25 protein-coding genes are annotated in these 26,116 nt (G+C 40.8%); 9 read left to right on the forward strand and 16 right to left on the reverse strand.

The window, feature by feature from the left end:
- Positions 1-18 precede the first annotated feature (18 nt).
- From proQ to AB4160_RS07450, 3 genes are all read right to left on the reverse strand, one after another.
- Positions 19-648 carry an RNA chaperone ProQ gene (gene proQ, locus AB4160_RS07440; RefSeq protein WP_372004104.1) on the reverse strand — a complete coding sequence of 210 codons (630 nt, stop codon included), beginning with the start codon at positions 646-648 and terminating at the stop codon, positions 19-21.
- 266 nt (positions 649-914) lie between these two features.
- The gene (locus AB4160_RS07445) at positions 915-1,373 is read right to left on the reverse strand and encodes a GAF domain-containing protein (RefSeq protein WP_102437831.1); all 459 of its coding nucleotides are present in this window, start codon (positions 1,371-1,373) and stop codon (positions 915-917) included.
- Between the two features lie 24 nt (positions 1,374-1,397).
- Positions 1,398-1,691, reverse strand: a complete 294-nt coding sequence (locus tag AB4160_RS07450; protein WP_102437833.1) for a YebG family protein — start codon at positions 1,689-1,691, stop codon at positions 1,398-1,400.
- A 207-nt stretch (positions 1,692-1,898) separates the two neighbouring features.
- Between AB4160_RS07450 and AB4160_RS07455 the strand changes: the two genes are divergently transcribed.
- From AB4160_RS07455 to AB4160_RS07465, 3 genes are read left to right on the forward strand one after another with little or no spacing between them, the layout of a single operon-like run.
- Positions 1,899-2,528: a paraquat-inducible protein A gene (locus tag AB4160_RS07455; RefSeq protein ID WP_372004106.1), complete on the forward strand. Its 630-nt coding sequence runs from the start codon at positions 1,899-1,901 to the stop codon at positions 2,526-2,528.
- On the forward strand, positions 2,518-3,150 hold the full coding sequence (locus AB4160_RS07460; protein ID WP_372004108.1) for a paraquat-inducible protein A: 633 nt from the start codon (positions 2,518-2,520) through the stop codon (positions 3,148-3,150). The genes AB4160_RS07455 and AB4160_RS07460 overlap by 11 nt, the downstream gene beginning before the upstream one ends.
- Positions 3,137-5,776 carry an MlaD family protein gene (locus AB4160_RS07465; protein ID WP_372004110.1) on the forward strand — a complete coding sequence of 880 codons (2,640 nt, stop codon included), beginning with the start codon at positions 3,137-3,139 and terminating at the stop codon, positions 5,774-5,776. The genes AB4160_RS07460 and AB4160_RS07465 overlap by 14 nt, the downstream gene beginning before the upstream one ends.
- A 78-nt stretch (positions 5,777-5,854) precedes the next feature.
- Here the strand turns inward: AB4160_RS07465 and AB4160_RS07470 are convergent, their stop codons facing one another.
- Positions 5,855-7,081 (reverse strand): nucleoside recognition domain-containing protein, encoded by a 1,227-nt coding sequence (locus AB4160_RS07470; RefSeq protein ID WP_102437839.1) that lies wholly within the window; start codon positions 7,079-7,081, stop codon positions 5,855-5,857.
- 154 nt (positions 7,082-7,235) lie between these two features.
- On the opposite strand from AB4160_RS07470, the gene rsmF reads away from it, so the two are divergent.
- Positions 7,236-8,666, forward strand: a complete 1,431-nt coding sequence (rsmF, locus tag AB4160_RS07475) for a 16S rRNA (cytosine(1407)-C(5))-methyltransferase RsmF (RefSeq protein ID WP_372004112.1) — start codon at positions 7,236-7,238, stop codon at positions 8,664-8,666.
- A 298-nt stretch (positions 8,667-8,964) separates the two neighbouring features.
- Here rsmF and AB4160_RS07480 read toward each other — a convergent pair whose 3' ends face one another.
- The 8 genes from AB4160_RS07480 to apbC all read right to left on the reverse strand — a co-directional run bounded on the left by AB4160_RS07480 (position 8,965) and on the right by apbC (position 15,676).
- Positions 8,965-9,753 carry a TatD family hydrolase gene (locus tag AB4160_RS07480; protein ID WP_372004114.1) on the reverse strand — a complete coding sequence of 263 codons (789 nt, stop codon included), beginning with the start codon at positions 9,751-9,753 and terminating at the stop codon, positions 8,965-8,967.
- A 199-nt stretch (positions 9,754-9,952) separates the two neighbouring features.
- Complete coding sequence (locus tag AB4160_RS07485; RefSeq protein WP_076536275.1) at positions 9,953-10,279, reverse strand: PilZ domain-containing protein; 327 nt, start codon at positions 10,277-10,279, stop codon at positions 9,953-9,955.
- Positions 10,280-10,288: 9 nt separating this feature from the next.
- Positions 10,289-11,251: a DNA polymerase III subunit delta' gene (gene holB, locus AB4160_RS07490; RefSeq protein ID WP_102437845.1), complete on the reverse strand. Its 963-nt coding sequence runs from the start codon at positions 11,249-11,251 to the stop codon at positions 10,289-10,291.
- A gap of 41 nt (positions 11,252-11,292) precedes the next feature.
- Positions 11,293-11,922, reverse strand: coding sequence for a dTMP kinase (tmk, locus tag AB4160_RS07495; protein ID WP_102437847.1), 630 nt, complete (start codon positions 11,920-11,922; stop codon positions 11,293-11,295).
- Entirely contained in the window at positions 11,919-12,929 is a 1,011-nt protein-coding gene (mltG, locus tag AB4160_RS07500; RefSeq protein WP_102437848.1) for an endolytic transglycosylase MltG, read from the reverse strand. Before mltG ends, tmk begins: the two co-directional genes overlap by 4 nt.
- A gap of 1 nt (position 12,930) precedes the next feature.
- The gene (gene pabC, locus AB4160_RS07505; RefSeq protein WP_372004116.1) at positions 12,931-13,746 is read right to left on the reverse strand and encodes an aminodeoxychorismate lyase; all 816 of its coding nucleotides are present in this window, start codon (positions 13,744-13,746) and stop codon (positions 12,931-12,933) included.
- Positions 13,747-13,910: 164 nt separating this feature from the next.
- Complete coding sequence (gene udk / locus AB4160_RS07510) at positions 13,911-14,549, reverse strand: uridine kinase (RefSeq protein WP_102437854.1); 639 nt, start codon at positions 14,547-14,549, stop codon at positions 13,911-13,913.
- An 11-nt stretch (positions 14,550-14,560) separates the two neighbouring features.
- Positions 14,561-15,676 carry an iron-sulfur cluster carrier protein ApbC gene (gene apbC, locus AB4160_RS07515; RefSeq protein WP_303409893.1) on the reverse strand — a complete coding sequence of 372 codons (1,116 nt, stop codon included), beginning with the start codon at positions 15,674-15,676 and terminating at the stop codon, positions 14,561-14,563.
- Positions 15,677-15,831: 155 nt separating this feature from the next.
- Here apbC and metG point away from each other — a divergent pair, with 155 nt between their 5' ends.
- Positions 15,832-17,880 (forward strand): methionine--tRNA ligase, encoded by a 2,049-nt coding sequence (gene metG, locus AB4160_RS07520; protein ID WP_372000309.1) that lies wholly within the window; start codon positions 15,832-15,834, stop codon positions 17,878-17,880.
- A gap of 74 nt (positions 17,881-17,954) precedes the next feature.
- On the opposite strand, the gene AB4160_RS07525 is transcribed toward metG, so the two are convergent.
- The gene (locus tag AB4160_RS07525) at positions 17,955-19,916 is read right to left on the reverse strand and encodes a monovalent cation:proton antiporter-2 (CPA2) family protein (RefSeq protein ID WP_372004119.1); all 1,962 of its coding nucleotides are present in this window, start codon (positions 19,914-19,916) and stop codon (positions 17,955-17,957) included.
- Positions 19,917-19,962: 46 nt separating this feature from the next.
- Positions 19,963-20,730 (reverse strand): Nif3-like dinuclear metal center hexameric protein, encoded by a 768-nt coding sequence (locus AB4160_RS07530; RefSeq protein ID WP_303409898.1) that lies wholly within the window; start codon positions 20,728-20,730, stop codon positions 19,963-19,965.
- A 196-nt stretch (positions 20,731-20,926) separates the two neighbouring features.
- On the opposite strand from AB4160_RS07530, the gene AB4160_RS07535 reads away from it, so the two are divergent.
- Positions 20,927-21,289, forward strand: a complete 363-nt coding sequence (locus AB4160_RS07535; protein WP_102437862.1) for a hypothetical protein — start codon at positions 20,927-20,929, stop codon at positions 21,287-21,289.
- Positions 21,290-21,373: 84 nt separating this feature from the next.
- Here the strand turns inward: AB4160_RS07535 and AB4160_RS07540 are convergent, their stop codons facing one another.
- Positions 21,374-21,856: a glycine zipper 2TM domain-containing protein gene (locus AB4160_RS07540; RefSeq protein WP_102437864.1), complete on the reverse strand. Its 483-nt coding sequence runs from the start codon at positions 21,854-21,856 to the stop codon at positions 21,374-21,376.
- Positions 21,857-21,909: 53 nt separating this feature from the next.
- Here AB4160_RS07540 and aat point away from each other — a divergent pair, with 53 nt between their 5' ends.
- From aat to infA, 3 genes are all read left to right on the forward strand, one after another.
- Positions 21,910-22,617 (forward strand): leucyl/phenylalanyl-tRNA--protein transferase, encoded by a 708-nt coding sequence (aat, locus tag AB4160_RS07545; protein ID WP_102437907.1) that lies wholly within the window; start codon positions 21,910-21,912, stop codon positions 22,615-22,617.
- Positions 22,577-23,320 carry an arginyltransferase gene (locus tag AB4160_RS07550; protein ID WP_102437866.1) on the forward strand — a complete coding sequence of 248 codons (744 nt, stop codon included), beginning with the start codon at positions 22,577-22,579 and terminating at the stop codon, positions 23,318-23,320. Before aat ends, AB4160_RS07550 begins: the two co-directional genes overlap by 41 nt.
- An 83-nt stretch (positions 23,321-23,403) precedes the next feature.
- The gene (infA, locus tag AB4160_RS07555) at positions 23,404-23,622 is read left to right on the forward strand and encodes a translation initiation factor IF-1 (RefSeq protein ID WP_011496276.1); all 219 of its coding nucleotides are present in this window, start codon (positions 23,404-23,406) and stop codon (positions 23,620-23,622) included.
- 181 nt (positions 23,623-23,803) lie between these two features.
- Here the strand turns inward: infA and clpA are convergent, their stop codons facing one another.
- Complete coding sequence (clpA, locus tag AB4160_RS07560; RefSeq protein WP_372004121.1) at positions 23,804-26,062, reverse strand: ATP-dependent Clp protease ATP-binding subunit ClpA; 2,259 nt, start codon at positions 26,060-26,062, stop codon at positions 23,804-23,806.
- Positions 26,063-26,116 lie beyond the last annotated feature (54 nt).

Below are 26,116 nucleotides of genomic sequence, written 5' to 3' on the forward strand. Positions count from 1 at the left end.
AAGTTACTCCTTAAATGATCACGATAATAAAATATGCTCTGCACGAACTTTAACAATTAAACCCGTATCTAGCTGGACATGGATATCTTCTTTCTTAATGTCAGTGATAACACCAGGTACTGGGTTCTGTCCTAACTTGACACTAACACGTTGTTTTTGCTTAAGCTCGTCAAATTTTGCAGCAACATAATTAATTTTAGGTGCGGCAGGTTTTGCAGGCTTAGCTGGACGTTCTTTTTTAACCGGTGCTTTTGCAGCAGGTTTTCTTGCTGGCTTTTTAGGCGCCGCTTTAGCCGCTACAGCTTGACGCTTAGCTTTGGCTTTTTCTTGACCTTCTTTCAACGTTTGTTGAGCGTGGTCAATATGTTCTTGTTCTAACTCACCACAATCTTGACCGTCAAGATCGATACGTTGAACACCAGTTTTAACGCCTTTCAAGTAGCGCCAGCTGCTTGTATAACGTCTAAGTGCAACACGTAATTGTGTCTTACTTACTTTAGAATCATCAGCCAACCTAGCAGCTAAATCTTGAAACAACCCAATTTTTAATGGCTTAGTTTCACCTTCTGCAATAAAGCATAAAGGAAATGTTTCATATAAATACGCTAAAACTGCGTTGGTGTCGGTCAACTTGTCTGTTGATTCCATTTTTACTTCCACGTTATAAAAGGGACTGAGTCTCAGCTTTCTTTGCGAGTACAGTCGTTTATCTTTCGTTAAACAGATCTTGCTTAACGTTCAAATTAGCACTTCTTATTCGATTGCTAAAGCAATTGAAACATGCTTTAACAAATTAACTCACTTAGCTGTAATTTTACAGTAAATAAATTTTATCCATAGCAATGCGCGCTGTTCGGTATTATAAAGCTCATGGCAGCGATTGCGACCCGCAATTTGCTATATTTGGTCGCTAATTAAGCAAATAGGCAAGATTCAAAGCTTTTTACTAGCATTTCTAAGCCTTTTCTATCGTCTGTATCAAAACGATTCAATGATGGGCTATCAATATCTAATACCGCAACTACGTCATTGCCTTGGCGAACAGGGACTACAATTTCAGAATTACTGGCAGCATCACAGGCAATATGTCCTGCAAATTGATGCACATCTGCCACTAATTGTGTTTCATCATTTGCCGCTGCTGTGCCGCATACACCTTTACCGATCACAATACGTGTACAAGCAACTTTTCCTTGAAACGGACCAAGAACGAGTTGTTCTTCACGCTTAATATAGAAGCCAACCCAATTTATATCATCTAAGTTGTCATTTAATAACGCTGAAAAGTTTGCCATTCCTGCAATAAGGTCGTCTTCACCGGTCATTAATGCCAGTACTTGGCGGTTTAATGTGTCATAAAACTCAGCTTTCATTTTCCATCCTAAGTGAGGTTTTTATTATTCTGCAGCCGCTTTTTTAGTGGCTTTTTTGTTTGCTGTTTTGGGTGTAGCCGCTTTAGGCTTTACGATCCCTTTTAATAAATTTGCAAGTTCATCCTTGTTAGATGCAAGATAAAAAGCAAGTTTTTCGACACTATTTTCCTCTATTTCCAGCTCAGCGCCAGAAATAAAAGGCACTAAGTTATCCGCAATGTCGAGCATTTTGTCGTAGGCGTCAGCTTCTTTCTTAGATGTAAACGTCATCTTCTCAACCCCTTCTCTTACCACGACAAACTTTGTTATTACAGCCATGATTAACCTCTTACTGTTTTTATATACAGTGCATAGAGTGTCATAGAACTAACTTCTGATGCAAGTATTCTGATTATTCTGGTATTATCTGTTTTTATTGTAACTTGATAAATAATATTTCCACTGTGTTTTTAATCAAAAACAGGGTGTTTAACATTATTATATTACCCGTTAATGTTTCTCTAAGTGGACGGTTTACGTTTATATATGCCGAAAAGTCTTGACCCAAACACAATATTATTATGTCGTTCCTGTGATTTAGCGGTACAAAAAAGAGCCCTTCCATCCAATGTTCGGGCGCTATGCCCTCGCTGTCACACTACTCTTTACGACGTGCCTTACTGCTCAATTAATGGCATGCTTGCCTTATGCATTGCTGCGTTATTATTTTATATCCCTGCCACAGTCTTACCTGTCATTGAAATTCATTTTTTAGGCAGTGTCAGAACCAGTACGGTTTACGAATCAGCTATTGCTGTCGGCAACCAAGGCTATTGGATTGTCTCCATTGCGGTTATGGCTTCTGCGGTTATTGCTCCCGGCTTATTGATTGTATCCATTTTAATACAAGTCTTTATCGTTAAATTAAAGTTACAATCATCTTTTTGGCAGCACACCTACCGAAATCTTCTTAAAAACCATGTTCTATTATCGCAGCTGACCATGTTAGAAATTTATGTTATTTCATTCTTGGTGGCGGCATTTAACCTTTCTGACTTTGCTGATATACATCTTGGTATGGGGACTTTTTCTTTTAGTATGCTTTTTTTGGTGATCTTATTTTTACAACGAGAGTACAATTTGGAACATATGTGGGGGTTTACACATGACGAGTAAAATGCCAATTTTTCAAGGAAAACAAATTGGTTTTTGTTTGTGTACTGTTTGCCGAAAAATAAATAGCATTAGCCGTAGCCGATGTCGTCGCTGTGATTCTAAAATTCAAGCTCGAAATCAGGCCAGTTTACAGCAAAGCTGGGCTCTACTTATAACAGCAGCAATCTTACTGGTACCAGCAAATATTTACCCTATAACTATGGTAACCAATCAGGGCAAGGTCACTTATGACACCATTTTCTCTGGTATCGTGCATTTAGTTCACTTAGAAATGATCCCCATTGCTATTATCGTATTTGCTGCCAGTATTTTAGTCCCTTGGCTCAAAATTATTGGTTTAGCGATATACCTCTCTGCTATTAGTTTCAATTTACCTATTTCAAAAAAGAAATTAATGATTGGCTTTCATATAATTGAATGGATTGGCAGATGGTCGATGTTAGATTTATTTGTTATTGCGTTAACCGTTTCCGTGGTTAATATGGGGCAACTATTAGACGCTAAACCTGCGCCTGCTGCTACCGCATTTGCTTTAGTTATCTTACTGACACAGTTAGCTGCAAAAGTTTTGGATACTCGTTTACTTTGGGATCGCTTGGAAAAAAATAATGACAAAAATTGAATCGCCAAAAATTGTTAAAAAGAAATTATTCTCGCCAATTTGGTTATTACCGATTGTGGCCTTGGCCCTTGGTGCTTGGTTAGGCGTCAAAAGCATTAAAGAATCTGGTATTGAAATTCAAGTCCATTTTCCTAGTGCCATTGGTATCGACATAGGTAAAACCTTAGTCAAATACCAAGGTTTGACCGTTGGTAAGGTGACAGATATCAGTATCGACAATGAATTGTCTGGCGTTAATGTCAAAATTATTATGGATTATCGCTCTGAACCATTTCTCAATAAAAATTCCAAGTTCTGGTTGGTCACGCCTAAAGCCAGTATCACTGGTATTGAAGGTTTAGATACCTTGTTTTCAGGCAATTATATTGCCGTTCAACCCGGTGATGGCAGCTCAGCATCTGAATTTGTCGCCTTAAAAGATGCGCCAACTATGCTTCCTGATACTAATGGGGTGCTTATTACGCTGACCACCTCAAAATTAGGCTCACTGGATATCGGCTCAATGGTGTTTTACCGTCAAATACCTGTAGGGAAAGTTGTAAACTATCGCTTAATTGACAGCGATACCATTAATATCAGCACGTTTATCGAGCAACAGTACGCCCATTTAGTGACACAAGAGTCCCAGTTCTGGAACGTGTCAGGTCTAAAAATTGATGCGTCTATGTCGGGCATTAAAGTCAATACCGAAAGCTTGGCATCGCTGCTCGCTGGCGGAATTAGTTTTAATTCAGTCGCTAATTCTGCCGCGGCGCAAAATGGTGACAACTTTGTGCTTTACCCTGATGAAGAAAGTGCTGTCAAAGGCATCGAATTCACTCTGCTAGCCGATAATGCTGATGAGATTAATCAAGGCTCAACGTTAGTTTATCGCGGCATTGATGTGGGTAAGATTCATCAAACCCAACTAACTGAAAACGGCGTGAAGTTTTTAGCTAAGTTTGATAGTCAATACCAACACTTATTAAACGCAGATACCCAATTTTGGATTGCAGGTGCTGATATTTCTTTAGAGGGCGTTAAGCACGCTGCAAGGTTGATCACTGGTAGTGTAGTCAATGTACTACCTGGAGTGAGCGACAACGCGCTGCCACAAGAGTATCAATTACAATCTCAAGCACCGGACCTTATGCAAGCTAGCCAGTTGACCATCAAATTAACGTCTGATGAACACAGTGGTTTAAGCGCTGGGGCTGAGGTGCGTTACAAACAAATGCCTATTGGTGAGATTAGCCAAGTAAAATTATCTGATGACTTTAGCCGTGTTGAATACTCAGTGGACATTCAGCCTGAATATTCATCATTACTCACTGTGGACAGTTATTTTGTGTCTGAATCGGCGCTTGCCATAGATGCCTCCTTAGATGGCGTAAAGGTCAAAACCCGAGATATTAATACCCTGCTTGCTGGCGCTGTATCTTTGGTGCCAGGTAAAGCTAAGGCTGTAGTTAAACCTCAAGCAAAATTTTCGTTATATCAATCTGCTGATCAAGCCTTAACGGCCTTGAATAAATCATCAATGAGTACCTTGGCGCTAGACAGTATTGATGGCGCAGGTTTAGCTCATGGCTCACCGGTTTATTACAAAAAAATGCGTATTGGCTCTGTCTCAGAAGTAAATTGGAACAGTCAAACTGATAAGTTTTCAATCACGGTGGCCATTCAAAAAAGGTTTACTAACTTGGTTCGAAGTAACAGCGTATTTTGGCGAAATGATGCCGCCAGTATCAATGCAAGTTTATCTGGCATTGATGTTGATATCGCTCCATTAGAAGGCGCCTTAAAAGGCAGTATTAGCCTAGGTTTGTTGCCAGAAAACCAACAAGGCAATCAAACTCGTTTATATGATTCTAAAGAGCTGGCCCTAAAACAGGCCAAAGCCATAACACTATCACTACCAGCTGATGCCAAAGTAGCTGCAAAAGCAGCGATTCGTTATCAAGGCCATCAAGTGGGTGTGATCCAACAGGTTAAACTCAATCAAGACTTAGCCAACTTAACCGTGAGTGCTTATCTTTATGGTGAATACGCACAACATTTCACCAAAGAAGACAGTGAATTTTTTGTCGTCGATGCACAAATTTCATTAGTGGGTATTAAAGCGCCAGAAACCTTGATAACCGGCCCTTACATTGGCGTGTTACCTGGCACGTCAGAACGACAAGCAACACAGTTTGATGGTCTCCTAGCTGCGCATTACGATGCGGATATCGATGAAGATGCATTAAAAGTGACCCTAGTTGATAGTCAGCTTGGTTCGATAAAAATTGGCACCCCAATTTTCTTCAGAGGTATTGCTATTGGGCAAGTGGATGGTTACTCATTATCTTACAATGGCAACCAAGTATTAATGTATTCACACATTGAAAAACAATATGCCCACTTAGTGAATCAAACAAGTCAGTTTTGGGATGCATCAGGTATAAAACTTGAAGTGGGTATTTTCTCTGGCGCTCAAATTGAAACAGGCTCTCTTGAAACGCTGCTTTCAGGTGGCATTTCAGTCGTGACCGAGGAAGTAACGGATAAAACGAATCAATTAGCTCTCGATGAAAGATTTACCCTGCATAACAAAATGAAAGCCGAATGGCGTAAATGGAAACCTGAACAAGTGAAGCCTTTATAACCTTTCTGCGCGTAGATAACATCCAATAAAAAATCGGCATTTGCCGATTTTTTATTGCTCGTTTAATAGCTGTTGTGCTTAGCCATAAAACCAATAACAAACGGCGATGGCAGCCATTATTCCGCCGACGTCTGCCGCTAAGCCACAGCCCAATGCATGGCGGCTATTTCGAATACCGACAGAGCCAAAGTACACCGCAAGTACATAAAAGGTGGTTTCTGTGCTCCCTTGAAAAATCGCCGATAAACGACCCGCAAAAGAGTCTACCCCATGATGCTCCATCGTTTCTAACATCATCGCCCTTGCCCCTGAACCACTAAATGGTTTCATTAACGCCGTAGGCATGGCATCGACAAAACGGCTGTCAAACCCCAACAAGCTCACTAGGCCTGCTATGCCTTGAAGGGCAAAGTCAAGGGCGCCCGATGAGCGCAATAATCCAATGGCGAGTAACATTGCCAACAAATATGGAATTAACATTATTGCTTGGGAAAAACCGCTTTTGGCCCCTTCGACAAACTCATCATAAATGGCGACTTTGCGGTAACCAGCAATCAGGATAAAACTCATAATTAAGGCTAATAATATGCCATTACCTAATACAGTCGATAATGTTCCAATGGCTTCAGCAGATAGGGTTAATAAATAAAACACACCCGCAATTAATATACTAAACAAAGTTGCGCCATAAGCCAGCACCACACTATTGATTAAAGAAATACGCTGAACAATTGCCACGACAGATAAACCCACTAAGGTTGATGCCACTGTGGTTAATAGAATAGGTAAAAACACATCTGCTGGATTGACTGCACCTTGCTGAGCTCGATACAAAAATACCGTCACTGGCACTAAAGTGACTGAGGAAGTATTGAGCACTAAAAACAAGATCTGCGCATTGGTCGCCACGTCTTTATTTGGGTTTAGGCTTTGTAAGTCTTGCATCGCTTTAAGACCAAGCGGCGTAGCTGCATTGTCTAGGCCTAACATGTTTGCGGTGAGATTCATGGTGATACTGCCGTAAGCTTTATGCCCCCTTGGCACCTCTGGCATTAACTTTGATAATAACGGCTCAAATAGTTTAGCAAATACCGTAACCACACCGGCTTTCTCACCCACTTGCATCAGCCCCATCCATAGCGCTAATACACCAATTAAGCCAATGGATATTTCAGCAGCTAACTTAGCGCTACTAAAAATAGCTTTAACCGACTCCCCTAATACCTCAACATGGCCATTAAACAATTGCACGATTATGGCGATTGCTGCCGTTAAGAAAAAAAACAACCAAACTCTATTTAGCACTGAATACTCCGTTATTTTTCACAGCTGTAGTTTTCAACATCAGCTGTTAGCGAATGTGTTGGTTGCGCTTTCTTTAACAGGGTGAGCGACACCGTGAAAATGCATGATATAATCTATCGCATTATTACACAGTTGTTTTATCGATATTTTTACTATGGCTCAAATAAATCCGCAATACTTAACCCATATTGCTACAGAACTCCCCGCACATCTTAATATGGACGACTTTATTGCTGCCTGTAATCGTCCTTTACGTAAATCAATCAGAGTAAATACTTTAAAGATTTCCGTGGCGCAATTTACCCAAATAATGACTGATAATGGCTGGCAGTTTGAAGCTATCCCTTGGTGCGCTGAAGGGTTTTGGGTTTCAGTCAGCGATGATGTGCAAATTGGTAATATGATTGAGCATATTCAAGGCTTATTTTATATCCAAGAAGCCAGTTCGATGTTGCCACCTGTTGCGCTGCTACAAAATGATAACCACAGTAAACTGATCCTCGATGTCGCCTCAGCACCTGGCTCAAAAACGACTCAGTTAGCCGCCTTAATGGATAATCAAGGCTTATTAATTGCTAATGAGTACTCTGCCAGTCGCGTTAAAATTTTGCACGCCAACGTGCTTAGAATGGGCGTAAAGCAATGTGCCCTCACCCATTTTGATGGCAAAGTCTTTGGGGAGTATTTATTTGAAAAGTTTGATGCTGTGTTGCTCGATGCACCATGCGGTGGCGAAGGTACGGTTAGAAAAGACGTTAATGCGCTTAAAAACTGGCAATTAGATGATGTTGTTGATATTGCCGAGACTCAAAAACAGCTGATCCAATCCGCCTTTTTAGCCTTAAAGCCCGGTGGCACATTGGTTTATTCCACTTGCACCTTAAGTCAACTTGAAAATCAGCAAATTTGTCAATTTTTAAGACAAACCTATGCCGATGCGGTTGAATTTATTCCTCTAACTGATTTATTCCCTGGCGCAGAACAAGCCTGTACCCAAGAAGGTTTTTTACACGTTTGGCCACAAATTTATGATAGCGAAGGTTTCTTCGTCGCTAAAATTGCTAAAACCGCATCTGTTGAACGAATTAAAAAGCAGCCTAAGCCTCAGCGTAACTTCCCGTTTTCTGTTGCGAATGCCAAACAAGCATCCGCCATTGAACAATACTTTAGCACCACCTTTAATCTCACTTTACCTGCAGATCATACGGTGATGATCCGTGATGATGAGTATTGGTTATTTCCAGCTGAATTTAACGATTTCACCGGTTTAATGCGTTATCAACGCATTGGGGTCAAATTGGCCGATGTGATGAAAAAAGGCTTTAAGGTGAAACATGAAGCCATTATCTGCCTTAGGCGCTATATCAGCTCAGACGATAAAATTATCGAACTTGATGCTCAACAAGCGAAAGACTTTTTAATGGGCCGTGATATCGCCACTGATAGCTTTAGCGATTTAGACTTAACCCCAAAGGGCGAAATGATTGTCACTCATCACCACAGTCCATTAGGGGTGGTAAAGCATTTAGGCCATAGATTGAAAAATAATTTACCAAGAGAATTGGTAAAAGATAAAATAGAGTAGATACACTTTATTGCCGATAATTCAGCGACTTTTATCGTTTAACAATTATCAGTAGGCGCTAGTTGTTAAGCTATTGCGGCATAAAACACTGACCGGTTGCGCGATTTTTAGGCAAAGTATGATTAACGGGTCTATACTGAGAAGTAAGATTTTTAGTGAAATTGGTTTTCGACAGTAGCGCAAGGCTCTTTTCTAAAAGAGCCGTTCCCCTAGACCCAGAACAATTGGATAGTTTTGGGTCTCTTTTTGCCTAAATTCAGCCTAAACTTAATATCAAAATTTACCACAAAAGCGTAAGTTAACGCTTGGCTAATATTGCAGCCTCTTTGAACAAGTTAAAAAAGTTCTCCGTGGTATATTCGGCTAAATCGATATATTTCTCACCCCGTAACTCGGCAACAAACTCAGCAACATCTCGCACAAAAGCTGGTTGGTTTTCTTGCCCTCTGTGCGGTACTGGCGCTAAATACGGTGAGTCAGTTTCAACCAGTAGCCTGTCTTTAGGTACTTTACGGATCACGCTACGAAGTTCACCGGCATTTTTAAAAGTGACAATACCTGACACCGAGATATAAAAACCTAAATCAATCGCTGCTTTGGCCATTTCCCAGTTTTCTGTAAAACAATGCAATACCCCACCCACTTTGTCTGCGTAGCCAGCTTTTAACATGTTAATAGTATCTTCGCGGGCATCACGAGTGTGAACAATCAGCGGCTTATTCACCTCTACGGCTAAGGCTATTTGTTGTTCAAAGCATTGTTGCTGCAATACTTTCGTTTCAGGGGCATAAAAATAATCAAGGCCAGTTTCACCAATTGCCACGACTTTTTGATCAGTGGCAAATTGCTTTATTTCACTGACATTGAGACCGTCTTTAACGTCAAGTGGATGCACCCCTGATGATAAGAATATATTATCAAAGTCGGCCATTTTATCGCGCATGGCTTCAAAACCTTGCTGGCGAACATTAACACAAAGAAGATATTCAACCCCGCGAGATTTTGCAGCATCTACAATAGCGTGCAAACTAGCTTGATCTGGCGCGGATTTTAAGCGGTCTAGATGACAGTGAGAGTCGATTAACATGATGATTCTTTAAAGGCTTAAACAAGCCAGCAAGAATACCTAGGGGAGGATTATCTTTCAAGCTGATTTTCATATCAGCAGTTACCACAGTTTAATCAAAGGTTAGATTTGGTTTTGACATTTTTTGTTTAACTTAATTGTATTAGCCAAATAAAACCTATGATAGAGGAAGAACCTTTACAGTACCCTTGTTTAACTATTACATGGTACAAGTCATGTCACTTGAAGATAACTGAGTAGAAAGCAGCTTTTCAATATGATGTTTATGACTTTCAGGATCGGTTTTTATTTTTACGCCAATACCCGCAGGTCGGCCGCCTGATGCACCAAGTGGATTAATCCACACCACCACACCTTGAAAATCAGCCATTTGTGAAGTACCTGGCAACTTATAAGCTATGGATAACTCCTGACCTAGAAAGTGGCTTTCTGTGGTCGAAATAAACAAACCCGCAGGTTTAATGAATGGCATATATGCTCTGTACAACTGGTGCAGAGTATCAAAATTTACAACAAGATCGGTCATAGTGTAATTCTATTGTCTGTAATGAATAAGTTGTCTAAATTCAAGAATGTAGTCTTGACATAATGCAGGCGCGTTTATACTCGCCATCGTCGCTAATTTTTGGCACATTTGCGCGACTTTCGATGAGAAACCAATGATGTTACTCGCAGCTAATGCGTCGAGCTCTTTACTTTTTAACACATATTGCCTTAAGTACAAATATAAAACATTAAGTGCATCAATAATTTGTTGCTCTGATAACTTAATTAAACTGCCAGTCAAATGTCCTGATTTAATACTGTTTGCCCAATCGACTCGATATTGCAGTAGTTGTTGGTAATGTTGATTACCTAGGCTTTCAGCTAATTTCAACGGCCCACCAATCATACTTAAACACCAAGTCACATCATGGGCTTTCTCGCCATAAGGAGGTTGTGGTAATAATTGATGGGAAGACAGCCAAGCTAATACTTGGCGTCTATCAGGGGCATTAAAGGCCACATTCTGGCAGCGACTTTTAATGGTTGCTAACAATCTTGAAGGCACGTCTGTTTGTAAAATAATTAAAATATTATTACCCGGCTCTTCTAAGGTTTTTAATAACGCATTGGCTGACGCTAAATTAAATTGCTCGCAGTTTTGAATAATGGCGACACGTTGACCGCCTTGCTGGGCTGTGACCGTTAATTTTTGACATAAGTCGCGAATTTGATCGACCTTGATTTGATTGCCATCAGCTTTAATCACATGACAATCAGGGTGTGTTCCCGCTTTAAATAACAGACAGCTTTTACATTGACCGCATGCCCCAACAGGGGTTAAGTTTTGGCACATGGCGGCATGGGCCATTTCATGAGCAAATAAATACCCTCCTAGACCGGTATCTATGGTTAACAGTTGTGCGTGAGCACTATGCCCGTTTGCTAACTCATTTAAGAATCGCTGAAACGGTTCATCTAACCAGGGCAACTGATTTAATCCAAAAGCTTGCATCAATGACTCACTTTACGCTGTTTTAATCAAGGTCATTACCATTACACAAGATTCGCTGCTAATGCGACTCGGATCTGTTCATGGACTTGATCAATGGGTTTACTAGCATCAATAACTAAAATTGAGCTATCTTCAGCAGCAAACGCTAAAAAGGTTTCTCGAGCACGAATAAAGAAATCCAATTCTTGTTGCTCGATGCGATCTAACTCACCACGTTTGGCTGCGCGGGCTAAGCCTAATTGCGGTTCAATATCTAAATAAAGGGTTAAATCGGGCTTGAAGCCCTGTAAACAAGCATCACTAATGGATTTTACTAATGGCATTAATCCTCTACCGCCGCCTTGGTAAGCTAACGACGAGAGGTTATGTCTATCGCCTAATACCCAAGTTCCGTTGGCTAAAGCGGGCTTAATGACATTTGAAATTAACTGAGTACGGGCTGCGTAAAACAGTAAACATTCAGCCTCATCACACAGTGGATCACTATCATCAGCAATTTTGACTAAATCTCTAATTTTTTCTGCTAATGGCGTACCGCCTGGCTCACGGGTGCATATTGGCGCTTGATGACAATGGTCAGTAATAATTTGCTTTACTAATTCAACTGCGCTGGACTTACCCGCGCCTTCTAATCCTTCAATTGTAATGAATTTAGCGTTGTTTTTACTCATTTTCTATTTCTCTGATATTCGTTAACTGCACGGTTATGTTGTGCAAGTGTCTTTGAAAAAACATGGCTGCCATCATTTCTTGAGACAAAGTATAAATAATCGACTTCAGCAGGTTTTGCTGCTGCAAACAAAGCAGCTTTACTTGGCGCTGCAATCGGTGTTGGCGGTAAACCATTTATACGATAAGTATTAAATGCCGTGTGTTCTCGTAAATCACTGCGAGTGATATTACCTTGGTAGCGATCGCCCATGCCATAAATAACGGTCGGATCTGTTTGAAGACGCATGCCTAATTTTAAGCGATTATTAAATACTGCAGCGACCCAATCGCGCTCTTCTGGCTTGCCTGTTTCTTTTTCGATGATTGAAGCAATGATCAATAACTCATAGGGTGTTTTTAGTTTAAGATCTTTATCGCGCTGTTGCCACGCAGCCTCTAAAGTGGTTTGCATTAATGTATAACTGCGTTGCAGCACCGACTCTAAACTATCGCCTGCATGATATTGATAGGTCTCAGGGAAAAACTTACCTTCTGGTAAATTTGAATCGTCACCATTTTTCAATAACACTCGATTGAACACTTGCTCATCAAAAGTTAGATGCGGTGATGTGGCCAACACTTGTTGCCATTCCTTAATAGTCTTGCCTTCGATTAACGTTACTGAAAAGCTGATTTGGTCACCCGAATTAATCTTATTCAGTAAAGAGGCCAAGCTGTCACCCGGCTCAATTTGATATAAGCCTGTTTTGATATGGGCATATTCAGGTTTAAGCTTAACCAGATATTTTAATTTCCAGCTATCTGTTAGCCATTGTTTATGCTCTAAATCTTTAGCAAGCTTGGTGACATTCATGCCCTGTGAAATAGTTAACTCAACAGGCGCATCGACGGTGAGAGTCTGATTGGGATAAGCAATTATCTGTTGATATCCCCAGTAACCGACAATGCAAGCCACTGTGGTTAGGGTCATCAAAAATGCGAGTAAAACGGTCAGTATTTTTTTCATATTAGAGTGATAATTGTAACTGTTTAATTAAGTTATGGCTCATAGGCCAGCTGGAATATTGGTTATCATCAAGATGATTAATATTAACAACGCCCAACAGGCTGTTGCTGATAAAAACATGATCTGCTTGCTTAAGCCTGGATAAGCTGATTGGTTCAGCGTAAACGTTAATGTTGTTTTCTAATAACGCGATAATAACTTGTTGTCGCATCACCCCTGATACACCGCTGTGGCTGATTGCTGGGGTATAAACATTTTGGCCTTCTACAATAAAGACATTGGCCATTGATGATTCAACCACATTGCCATCGGTGTCAAGTACCAGCCAGTCATCGCAACCTTGTGGTAATAGGTTTTGCTTTATCAGCACTTGCTCAAGCCGATTAAGGTGTTTCATCCCAGCAAGTATTGGTTGGCGCGCTAAGCTAATCGCCGCTAAAGATAAACTGATCCCCTGCTGTTGCCATTGCTGATAGTGAGCGGGAATATCATGTAAGGAAATGACGCTTGTTTGCTCCACAATGTCTGGGGCACTGTAACCTCGACCACCTACACCGCGGCTAATGAGTATTTTGATACAGCCTTGGTTTAAAACCTGGCCGTGCTGCTCAAGCTGATTTATTAACTCAAGTTGATTTTGTAATGCAAAGCCCATACGCAAACATGCTTGCTGCAATCGCTCAATATGTTCATCAATGAATAACACCTTACCCTGTAACACACGCATGGTGGCAAATGCACCATCACCGTAGGCTAAACCTCTATCCAGTGGGTTAATTTGCTGTTGTGGTAATCCATTAACAAATACTGATGCCATTCTCGTTCCTGAGTGTTATCTGACTGCCAGCTTGATATTAGCATGTCGATTCAAGCGGTTTTACACAAAAGAATGGCCCCATTTGTAGGAGCCTTTCTGTGTCATCATTTTATCTTAATACAATTTTAATCCGCAAAACACGGCTATATTAAGCGTGCTAATATCTAGCGTGCCAATAAATGCTGTATTCTTGCTTTAAGAATATCGGTTGCAATACGGTTTTTACCACCACGAGGCACGATAATGTCAGCATGTTGCTTAGATGGCTCAATAAATTGTAAAAACATCGGCCTAACGGTCGCTTTATACTGAGAAATCACAGATTCCATGGTACGCCCGCGCTCAGCAACATCACGTGATAGACGACGTAAAAAACAGATATCTAACGGCGTATCCATAAATACACTGGCATCCATTAATTCACGCAGTTTAGGATCCGTTAATAATAAGATACCTTCTAAAATAATCACCTTTTTAGGTTGCATATCTAAGGTCTTGCCAATACGAGTATGTTCCTTATAGCTGTAGCAAGGAATATCAACCGACTCGCCTCGTTTTAGCTGTTTTAGATGCTCAGCCAACAACTGATGATCTAATGCTTTAGGGTGGTCATAATTGGTTTTAACACGATCTTCCATTGATAAATGGCTCTGGTCGCGATAATAGGCATCTTCATTGATTACGCCAATTTGGTCGGTACCTAAATCACGCTTTAACTCTTCAAAAATAGTTTGAGCAATTAAACTTTTACCTGATGCTGACGCACCCGCGATACCGATAATGACACATTGCGGAGAATTCATTATTTAAAACCTTACTCGTCGTCTGAAATACTAATTGATACTGTCTTTTTACTTTGTTGTTTGGCTAGTTGAGCCCCAACTTTACGAGCGATCTCACGATAAATCCCTGCCACTTCAGAATCAGGCTGACTCACAACTGCAGGGTTACCTTCATCCATTGATTCACGAATGTTGATATTAAGCGGCAAAGCACCTAATAACGGTACTTCATAACGCTCGGCAATTTTACTGCCACCATGAGTACCAAATGGGTGTTCTTTATGGCCACATTCTGGACATAAATGAAAACTCATGTTCTCAATAATCCCTAACACTGGGATATCCACTTTTTGGAACATGGTAATGCCTTTTTTCGCATCTTCAAGGGCAATATCTTGCGGTGTAGTCACCACAACCGTGCCACTCACAGGAAATTTTTGCGAAAGGGTTAATTGGATATCACCGGTTCCAGGTGGTAAATCGATAACCAAATAATCAAGTTCTGGCCACTGGGTTTCAGTTAATAACTGATTTAAAGCACCGGCCGCCATTGGGCCACGCCATACTGCAGCTTCGCCATCACCTAACATAAAGCCGATTGATTGGGCAGTAATGCCATGAGCACTGGCTGCGGTCATCATTTTCCCGTCAGGTGAAGTCGGTTTAAAACCTTGTAAACCCAGCATCATAGGAATTGAAGGACCGTAAATGTCAGCATCTAAGATGCCCACTTCAGCACCTTCTGCTTTTAAAGCTAATGCAAGGTTAACTGCCGTGGTTGATTTACCCACGCCACCTTTACCTGAAGCCACAGCAATGACTTGCTTAATATTTGGCAATGGCGCTACAGAGCTAACCGCAGAAAATACTCTTGGCTGAAAATCAATTTCGCACTCTACTTCATCAATAGCATCAAGTACGGCTAATTTTTTAGTCACATCCATGACAGTATCACGATATTGCGTCATACATGGGTATGGATAAACTAACCCAAGTGATAAACGTTTGCCTTCAATTGAAAGCTTAGTGACACAACCTGCAGATACAAGCCCTTCGGCTAAATATGGATCTTGATATGCATCTAAAATACTCAACACGGGACCTAATAGGTCAGCACTTAATTGATAATCTGTATGCGAAGTAGACAAAAGCAGAACTCCCAGCGATAAATTTGTTCAAGTGTACCAGAATTCAAGAAAAATGAGCGCAAATTTAGCCCATTTTGTTGTTGTTTGATGAAATAATCACTTTGATCGGTTAGTATCATCAACATATATTTGGTGTAATCGATTGTTGAGACAAAATGACAAATTCACAACGTAAAATTCTGGTGACAAGTGCCCTCCCATATGCAAATGGTCCTATCCATTTAGGTCATATGCTTGAGTATATTCAAACTGATATTTGGTCTCGTTACCAAAAACTTCGTGGACATGAATGTCACTATATTTGTGCAGATGATGCCCATGGCACCCCAATCATGCTGAAAGCCCAACAACTGGGTATTACACCAGAAGAAATGATTGCTCAAGTTCAAAAAGAACATGAACAAGATTTCGCTGATTTCAATATCAACTTTGATAACTTCCATAGCACGCACTGTAAAGAAAACCGTGAGCTTGCCAGCGATATTTATCTGAAGTTGCGTGATGGTGGTTACATTAAAACCAAAACCATTTCTCAATTATTCGATCCTGAAAAAGAAATGTTTTTACCAGACCGCTTTGTCAAAGGCACTTGCCCGAAATGTAAGAGTGAAGATCAATATGGTGATAACTGCGATAACTGTGGTGCGACTTATAGCACCACAGATTTAATCAATCCTTACTCGGTCGTGTCAGGTGCTACGCCAGTAATGAAGGACAGTGAACATTTCTTCTTTGACTTACCTGCATTTGAAACCATGTTAAGTGAATGGCTTGCATCAGGTTCACTACAACCTGAAATCGCCAACAAGCTAAGAGAATGGTTCGAACAAGGTCTGCAGCAATGGGATATTTCCCGTGATGCGCCTTATTTTGGTTTTGAAATACCAGAGCAACCAGGTAAATTTTTCTACGTATGGTTAGACGCACCTATCGGTTACATGGGCTCGTTTAAAAACTTATGTGATAAACGTGGTGACCTTGATTTTGACGAATTTTGGAAAAAAGACTCTACAACAGAGCTTTATCACTTCATTGGTAAAGATATTGTCAACTTCCACGGTTTATTTTGGCCTGCAGTGCTAGATGGCGCGGGTATTCGTAAACCTACTGCTGTTTATGCACATGGTTATGTTACGGTAAATGGTGCCAAAATGTCTAAGTCAAAAGGCACGTTTATTAAAGCGCGTACTTATTTAGATAATTTAGATCCTGAGTATCTTCGCTATTACTACGCGGCGAAATTAAACAGCCGTGTTGATGACTTAGATTTAAATCTAGAAGACTTCGCACAGCGAGTGAACTCTGATCTAGTTGGTAAATTAGTGAACTTAGCCTCACGTACCGCTGGTTTTATCAGTAAACGTTTTGACGGCAAGTTAGCTAAAATCAACGATATGACTTTGACTGAGGCCTTTTTAGCTAAACAGGATATCATTGCTGATTTATATGAGACTCGTGAGTTTGGTAAAGCGATGCGTGAAATTATGGCTTTAGCTGACATGGCAAATGCCTATGTTGCTGATGCCGCGCCTTGGCAGTTAATCAAACAAGAAGACAAGCAAGATGAAGCCCATCAAGTGTGTAGCAATGCACTTAACTTGTTCCGCATCTTAGTCACTTACCTTAAACCGGTACTACCTAAGCTAGCTGACAATGTTGAAGCTTTCTTACAGACGCCATTAACATGGGATAATTTAGCTGTAGATCTAGCTGGCCATGAAATTGCTAAGTTTAAAGCATTAATGCAGCGCATTGAAATGAAAAGCATTGAAGCTATCATTGAGGCATCAACTGAAAACTTACAAGTAACTGCAAGTAAAGTGACTGATGCTGCGCCGGAAGCTACTCAAACTGAGCTTGAGAAAGAGCCCCTAAGCCCTGAAATTACTTTTGATGATTTTGCCAAAGTTGATTTGCGTATCGCGCTTATTTCTAAAGCTGAACATATTGAAAAAGCCAATAAACTACTTCGATTAGAACTGGATTTAGGCGGCGAAACTAAGCAAGTCTTTGCAGGAATTAAATCAGCTTATGCACCAGAAGACTTAATTGGTAAACACACTGTAATGGTTGCCAACCTTGCACCACGTAAAATGAAGTTCGGTGAATCTGAAGGCATGGTATTAGCCGCCGGTCCTGGTGGAAAAGATATCTGGATTTTAGAGCCACATGCAGGTGCAAAACCTGGTATGCGTGTGATGTAATAAGTTTACTGACTTATTAACAACAAAAAAGCCGTCATTTGACGGCTTTTTTAATGGGTTATGAATAATAAAATTTAAGACATCAACTTAGTTTCTGAGTCTTTGTCAGTGTCATTACTATTTATTTTACCGCAGTTTTCTTTGTCTGGGTCGCAAGGATGTTCTTGGGCGAATCGTTGACTTTTATACGCTTCAGTATCAGCTACGATAGCCTCTTTTAAACGTTCCTCGTATTCAATAAACAAGTTGATAAAATCGCCACCAAATTTTTCACCATCTGAACGATTAGCCCACTCGTTATAAAGCACTTCAGAAGCTTCACTCTCAACTCGCATGTAAGTCTTCTTTTGTCTTTGCACAAGCTCATCAGAAAAGCCCATCGCTTTCATTGATTCGGCTCCGACTTTTAACGCTGAGCGAAACGTCTCTGACTCAACGTAATCAGCCCCCGCCTGACGTAATAAATGGCCATGTCCACGGTCAAATGCTCGGCTAATCACTTTCAGTTTAGGGTATTTATGTTTTAGGTGCTTAACCAGCTCTACACTGGCTTGTGGATTATCTATCGCTACAACAAATGCTGATGCCGTGGCAACACCTGCGGTCTCAAGTAAATCTGGTCTCGTAGCGTCGCCATAAAAGGCTTTAGTATTGACTTTACGTAGATTATCGACTTGGGTCGCTTGATGATCTAACACCACCGTCTTAACCCCATTAGACAGTAACAGTCGATTGACTATCTGACCAAAACGACCGATACCGGCAATGATCACCACACCTTGCTCATCAACCGTATCTTGTTCCCGCTCGTTTGAGTTCTTTTCATATTTGGGCACAATAAACTTTTCATAGAAGATGAATAAGCCTGGAGTCAAAAACATCGACAAGGCAACCACAATAGATAATGGCTGGGCGATATGAATGGGTAATACATCATTTTGTTGGCTAAAGCTCAATAACACAAAACCGAATTCACCCGCTTGAGCGAGACTTAGGGTAAACAGCCACCTATCACTACCTGTAATTCGGAATATAAAAGACAATATAAATAACACCAATGCCTTTAAAAACATCACCCCAAAAGTAATGGCTAAAATGGGTCCTAGATATTGCCATAAGATGTCAAAATCAATCCCCGCCCCCACGGTAATGAAAAATAGCCCCAGTAATAAACCTTTAAACGGCGCAATATTCGCCTCAAGTTCATGCTTAAACTCACTATTAGCCAGTACCACACCTGCTAAAAATGTGCCTAAAGCAGGTGAAACCTCAACCAAACTCATTAATGCCGCAATGCCAATAACTAACAATAATGCCGCAGCAGTTGAAATCTCTCTGACACCAGAATCTGCAACAAATTTAAAAATGGGTCGAGTTAAATAATGGCCGCCAAAAATAACAAAAGCGATTGAGAGCACTAAAACGATGGCATACACACCACTGGAGAGTTCAGCCACCAAGGATAACTCTTCATGATGGGCTGCCGCCTCAGACACCGCTGTTTGTGTCACTGCGACTAATTCAGGTAACGCTAGCAATGGGATTAACGCCAACATGGGGATCACGGCAATATCTTGAAACAGAAGCACTGAGAATGCATTTCGACCGGCAGGCGTTTTAATTAAGCCTTTTTCATTAAAGGTCTGCAATACAATTGCTGTTGAAGACAATGAAAAAATCAAACCTATGGTTAATGCGATTGACCATTGAATATCAAATAACATCGCAATGGCCATCACACCGCCCACTGACAAGCCAACTTGTAAGCCGCCCATGCCAATAAGACGATGCCGCATGGACCACAGCATTTTAGGCTCTAACTCTAAGCCCACCAGAAATAACATCATCACTACACCAAATTCAGCAAAATGCTGAATGGTGCTGGTTTCACTGCCAACAAGGCCGATGATGGGACCAATGACCAGTCCGGCAATTAAATAGCCAAGCACTGAGCCAAGCCCTAAACGTTGAGCCAATGGTACGGCGATAACTGCAGCTGATAAATATATAAACGCTTGTAAAAAATACTCAGTCATCCATTTATTCCTTATCTGTAGTTATTTTGCGCTCAGGTGACAAACATTACACAGGGTTCACAATATCAATATAGTGATGGGTTAAACCAAATTCATTGGCTAAATGTTCACCTAAAGCTTTTATACCAAATTGCTCTGTAGCATGATGACCTGCGGCAAAGTAATGGATCCCTTGCTCCATAGCGCAATGAAAGGTCCTTTCTGACACTTCACCACTGATAAAGGCGTCAACGTACAAGCCTGCAGCATGATCAATATAATCCTGCGCCCCGCCAGTACACCAAGCAATAGATGAAATAACCTCAGTCTCGTCACCAATGTGTAACGGCACTCGATTAAGCTTCTCTGTTAATAATGCATTAACTTGTGCAACAGTTAATGGCTGAGGAAATTTCCCCTGCCATAGTAAATTTTGCGGTATATCGGTACACACCTCAACATCGACAATACCTAATTCTTTAGCTAATTCAGCATTATTACCCAGTGTTTGATGTGCATCTAAAGGTAAATGATAGCCGAATAAATTCATATCGTGGGTCATTAGTGATTTTATTCTTTGGTATTTCATACCAGTAAGCACTTCGGGTTCATTTTTCCAAAAAAAACCATGGTGCACTAAAATCGCGTCTGCATTTAATGCTGCAGCTTGATCGATTAATGCTTGGCAAGCGGTAACGCCAGTCACAATCGTGCTGATGTGTTCAGTGCCCTGCACTTGCAGCCCATTGGGAGCGTAATCTTTAAACTGATTCACATTCAGAAAATCATTGAGATATTTAGACAATTGTTGGCGAGATACAGACGTTAATGACATAAAACTAACCCTAAATTTATTGATAGTAATAGTGTAACGCAGACCAATACTTATTGAAAAACCCTTGTTAAGATTGGCTAATAGCTGAGCGATTTTTGCATAAATTGGACTTTTAAGTACATTAAACATTAAAATTAGCCCACGGGATGTTGAACACATTAAATAAACTATTCAATAAATAAAAATAGGTCTCAAAATGTCAAACTTGACAAAAGAAGCGCTTATCGCTGAATTAACCGCGGCTCTTGAAAATCAAACTGGTAAATCTGTTGAAATTGAACAGAAAGGCAGTTGGTACAAAATTGATGGCGGCAAGTCGATACGCTTTAGCGAACTTGAGAAAATGCACCTTGAAGCCACACAAGGTCAAACCGCTGTTGCGCCTGTAGCAGATAAGCCGGTTAAAGCAGTTGTCGCAAAAAAAGCAGTTGCTAAAAAGCCTGCTGTTAAAGTTGCAAGTACACCAGCAACGTCAACTTCTGGTGGTAAAACGCCAAAAGAATTATGGCGTGAAAAACTAGCTGCGGCAGGTAAAAGTACCTTACCTCGCGGTTTCTAGTTTCAGGTGCGTTTACACAATAAAAAAGGAGCTTAGGCTCCTTTTTTATTGTGTCCTTTTTTATTGTGTAAATTACGTCCAGACTTACATGGCTAAATCAACTCTGACATAGCCTTTTAGATAAACCACCCTCACTTCGTCACCTGCGTTAAATGCCATGCCAGGATCTTGATCTTGAATCACCATCACTTGGCTACCATCATCAAGGTTTATCATCATTTCAATGAGTTTATATTCTAATGTTCTGGTCGTGTTTCCATACTGATTTGCAGCAGCGCCGCCCACTAACGCACCAAGCACAGTTGCAACATCTTGGCCTGAGCCACCACCAAATTGATGGCCAATAACGCCGCCCACCAAGGCGCCGCCAAATGTTTTCCAGCCAACATTTCGATCTTCCACCAACTGGGTTTGAGTGACATGTTTAATTGATTCAACTTGGCCGTAGACAACCTTTTCTACTGGGACAGCTTGATTTCGGTCGTAGGCCGCACTTGCTGGCACTGAGATTAAGATAAACAAAATCGCACTAAAAAGTGCTCGAGAACAGTTTGTGAGTTTCAACATAGGCAAAATTCCGCTAACGTATGCATAAGGTCTACTCATTAATATACTCAATTGTGAACTCACTGTCCTATTTAAATAAACTGCCTTTGTTTCCTGATCCACAACAAGCATTGTCAGATCCCAATGGTTTACTAGCTGTTGGTGGTGATTTAAGCCCGCAACGCCTTGTGGAAGCCTACTATCAAGGCATATTCCCTTGGTTTAATGAACACGACCCCATCCTTTGGTGGTCACCAGATCCTAGAGCCATTTTTATCCCCAAGCGACATGCAGTAAATAAAAGTATGTTAAAGCTGCTCAAAAAAAGTCCATGGCGCTTTAGTATTAATAAAGCCTTCACTGAGGTTATCCATGCTTGCTCACAACCTAGGCTCACACAGCAAGGCACTTGGATTTCATCTGACATCCAGCAGGCCTATATACAGCTGCATAAACTGGGAAAAGCACATTCAATTGAAGTGTGGGATAATGATGAGCTAGTTGGCGGCTTATACGGCATTGCAGTGGGAAGCGTGTTTTGTGGCGAGTCAATGTTTCATCGTCAATCTAATGCCTCAAAAGCGGCCTTTGCTATGCTCAACCAGCATTTATTCGACAAGGGTTTTAAACTCATTGATGCACAAATTATGAACCCTCACCTAGCCAATTTAGGCGCCGTAGACGTTCCCAGAAAAGCATTTTTAGCTCAACTAAAACAATTACGAAATCAAGTTATTAACGATGATACTTGGTTACAACAAGAGGTCTATTTTGAGTTCTAGAAGCATTAGCGTTGGCCTAACCCAGCCGTTTGATTGTAATTATATTGACGGTTTACAAGAGCAATTACTTGTTATTCAAGAGTCTGAACTTGACGCAAACTTATTCGAACAATTGTTAGGAATGGGTTTTAGACGTAATGGCAGTTCAATTTACAAACCCAGATGTCCTAGCTGTCAGGCTTGTCAGTCCATTCGAGTGGATGTTGGCCAGTTTAAGGTATCCAAAAGACAAAAAAGAACCTTAAAGAATAATCAAGATTTAACCTGGAAAGTTACGCACGAGCGTACGGCGGCACATTATCAATTATATGAACAATATATTATTGGTCGCCATTTTGATGGTCCTATGTATCCTCCCTCTGAGAGCCAGTTTAACGACTTTCTTGCTTGCCAGTGGCTACCTGATACCTTCATTGAAGTTTATGACCAACAAAAGCTCATTGGCGTTGCTGTAACCGATATGATGACGCATTCAATGTCGGCAATTTACAGTTATTTTGACCCCGAATATGCAAAACGTTCCTTAGGGTCATATATGATTTTATTGCAATGCCAGCTCGCGCAGCAAAAACATAAGCAATTTCTTTATTTAGGCTACCAAATTGATGAAAATCGTAAAATGAATTACAAGCGTTTATATCGTCCTTATCAAATCTTAACAGCTCAAGGATGGCAACATATTGAAAAAGAACCTATGCTTTAGTGTTTCAAGCCTTTACAGCTCGCGCTTTTTACGGCATGATACGGCGAATTTTTTATATTTGAAGGCATAAAGGTAACCAATTAATGGCGAAAGAAGACAACATTGAAATGCAGGGCACTATCCTTGAGACCTTGCCAAATACAATGTTCCGCGTAGAACTTGAAAATGGTCATGTAGTGATAGCACACATTTCTGGCAAGATGCGCAAAAACTACATCCGTATTTTAACGGGTGATAAAGTCACTGTTCAGTTGACTCCTTACGATTTAAGTAAAGGTCGTATCGTCTTCCGCGCACGTTAATCCTGCCTCATATATTAAAAACCCGGCTTTAATGTCGGGTTTTTTATTTGCTAGCTATCCTGGCAAATACTAAGAATTAGCAGTAATTTTTAGTAATAGTAATTAGGCGATTAACGTCAAGAAAAAATGGCTATCTGAAAACAGATAGCCATTTTTATTTGAGCCAAATAATTAACAAGGTTTAAGAGACTTTCTCTTCACATTCGCAACTGATCACCAGCTCATTATCTTTGACATCAACTTTTGCTATTCCACCAGTTTCAAGCTTGCCAAATAAGATTTCATCAGCCAATGGTCGTTTGATTAACTCAGTAACAACACGGCTCATCGGGCGAGCGCCCATATTTTTATCGTAACCCTTTTCAGCTAATAAAGTGCGCGCTTCATCAGTGACCTCGAGGGTGACACGCTTCTCATCTAACTGCGCTTGCAGCTCAATAAGGAACTTATCGACAACCTTAGCAATAATGGTCATATCAAGATGATTAAACCAAATAATCGAATCTAAACGATTTCGAAACTCTGGTGAAAACACTTTATTAATTTCTGACATCGCATTAAGGCTGTTGTCTTGTTGCTTAAAGCCTATTGAAGTACGGATAGACTCTTGAACGCCAGCATTGGTGGTCATCACCAAGGTCACATTTCTAAAGTCTGCTTTGCGACCGTTATTATCGGTTAAGGTACCGTGATCCATGACTTGCAACAGCAAATTATAAATGTCAGGGTGAGCTTTTTCGATTTCATCTAGCAGCACCACACAATGCGGGTTTTTAATTACGGCATCAGTAAGTAAACCGCCTTGCTCGTAACCGACATAACCGGGTGGTGAACCAATTAAACGTGAAACCGTATGTCTTTCGGTATACTCAGACATATCAAAACGGATAAGCTTCATGTTTAAACATGATGCCAACTGATTAGTCACCTCGGTTTTACCCACCCCAGTAGGGCCGGCAAATAAGAAACTGCCCACAGGCTTTTTCTCTGCACCTAAGCCGCTTCGAGATAAACGTATGGCAGAGCTAAGGCCCTCAATGGCTTTGTCCTGCCCGAATACCAACATCTTAAGGTTACGTTCAAGGTTCTTAAGTAAATCTTTGTCAGTAGACGATACGGACTTCTCAGGAATACGTGCTATTTTGGCAATAATGGCTTCAATTTCTGGCTGACCGATGGTTTTTTTACGTTTGCTAGCTGGCAGCATCACCATTCTAGCGCCCGCCTCATCAATCACATCAATGGCCTTGTCAGGCAAGTGACGGTCATTAATGTGCTTAGCTGACAAGCTGGCCGCAGAACTGATTGCAGCCTGAGTGTAACGAACCCCATGATGTTCTTCATACTTTGATTTAAGTCCCAGTAAAATCTTAGTGGTTTCAGCAACCGAAGGTTCGTTAATATCAATTTTTTGGAAACGACGGGCTAAAGCCCTGTCTTTCTCAAAAATACTTTGGTATTCCTGGAATGTGGTTGAGCCCATACATCGAAGTGAGCCGTTGGATAACAAAGGTTTTAACAGATTTGAGGCATCCATTACCCCACCTGAAGCGGCACCTGCACCAATGATGGTATGAATTTCATCAATAAATAAAATCGCATGTTCATTTTTGGCCAGCTCTTTTAATAGCCCTTTAAAGCGTTTTTCAAAATCACCACGGTATTTAGTGCCAGCGAGTAATGAGCCTAAATCTAACGAATACACAGTCGCATCTTTGATAACATCAGGTACTTGCTCATTAACGATACGGTAGGCTAAACCTTCAGCAATGGCTGTTTTACCCACACCAGCCTCACCGACCAATAATGGGTTATTTTTACGACGACGACATAAGGTTTGAATCGCTCGTTCAACTTCATCATCACGGCCAATGAGTGGGTCTATGACCCCATCTTTAGATAATTGATTTAAGTCTGTAGCAAATTGAGCCAATAAACTTCTATCTTCACCGGCTTCAGTGCCTTCTTCGCTGGCTTCTGGGTTATTTATCTCTTCGTCACTATCGTCTTTTGGTAAACCGTGGGAGATATAGTTAACCACATCTAAACGCGTTATTTCGCAGCGACGCAGTAAATATACAGCCTGAGACTCTTGCTCACTAAAAATAGCAACTAAGACATTGGCACCTGTGACTTCATTACGACCTGATGACTGCACATGAAATACTGCACGCTGAAGCACACGTTGAAAGCCTAAGGTAGGCTGAGTTTCACGTTCTTCTGTGGTGTCAGCGATTAATGGGGTTGTTTGTTGGATGAAGTTAGATACTTCCTCGTGTAAACGAGACAGATCTGCACCACAGGCTAATAGTGCTTCTTTAGCCGATGGGTTATTAATTAATGCTAATAATAAATGTTCTACTGTCATATATTCATGACGTGAATCTCGAGCTTGTTGAAAAGCGAGATTCAAGGTGACTTCAAGATCTTTGTTTAGCATAGCACCCCCTAAAAATACTCAAATACTGCAGAGTTACCGGTTGTGAACAGCAAG

It is taken from the genome of Shewanella sp. 10N.286.51.B8 (genome assembly GCF_041469325.1).
Classification (GTDB): Bacteria; Pseudomonadota; Gammaproteobacteria; order Enterobacterales; family Shewanellaceae; genus Shewanella.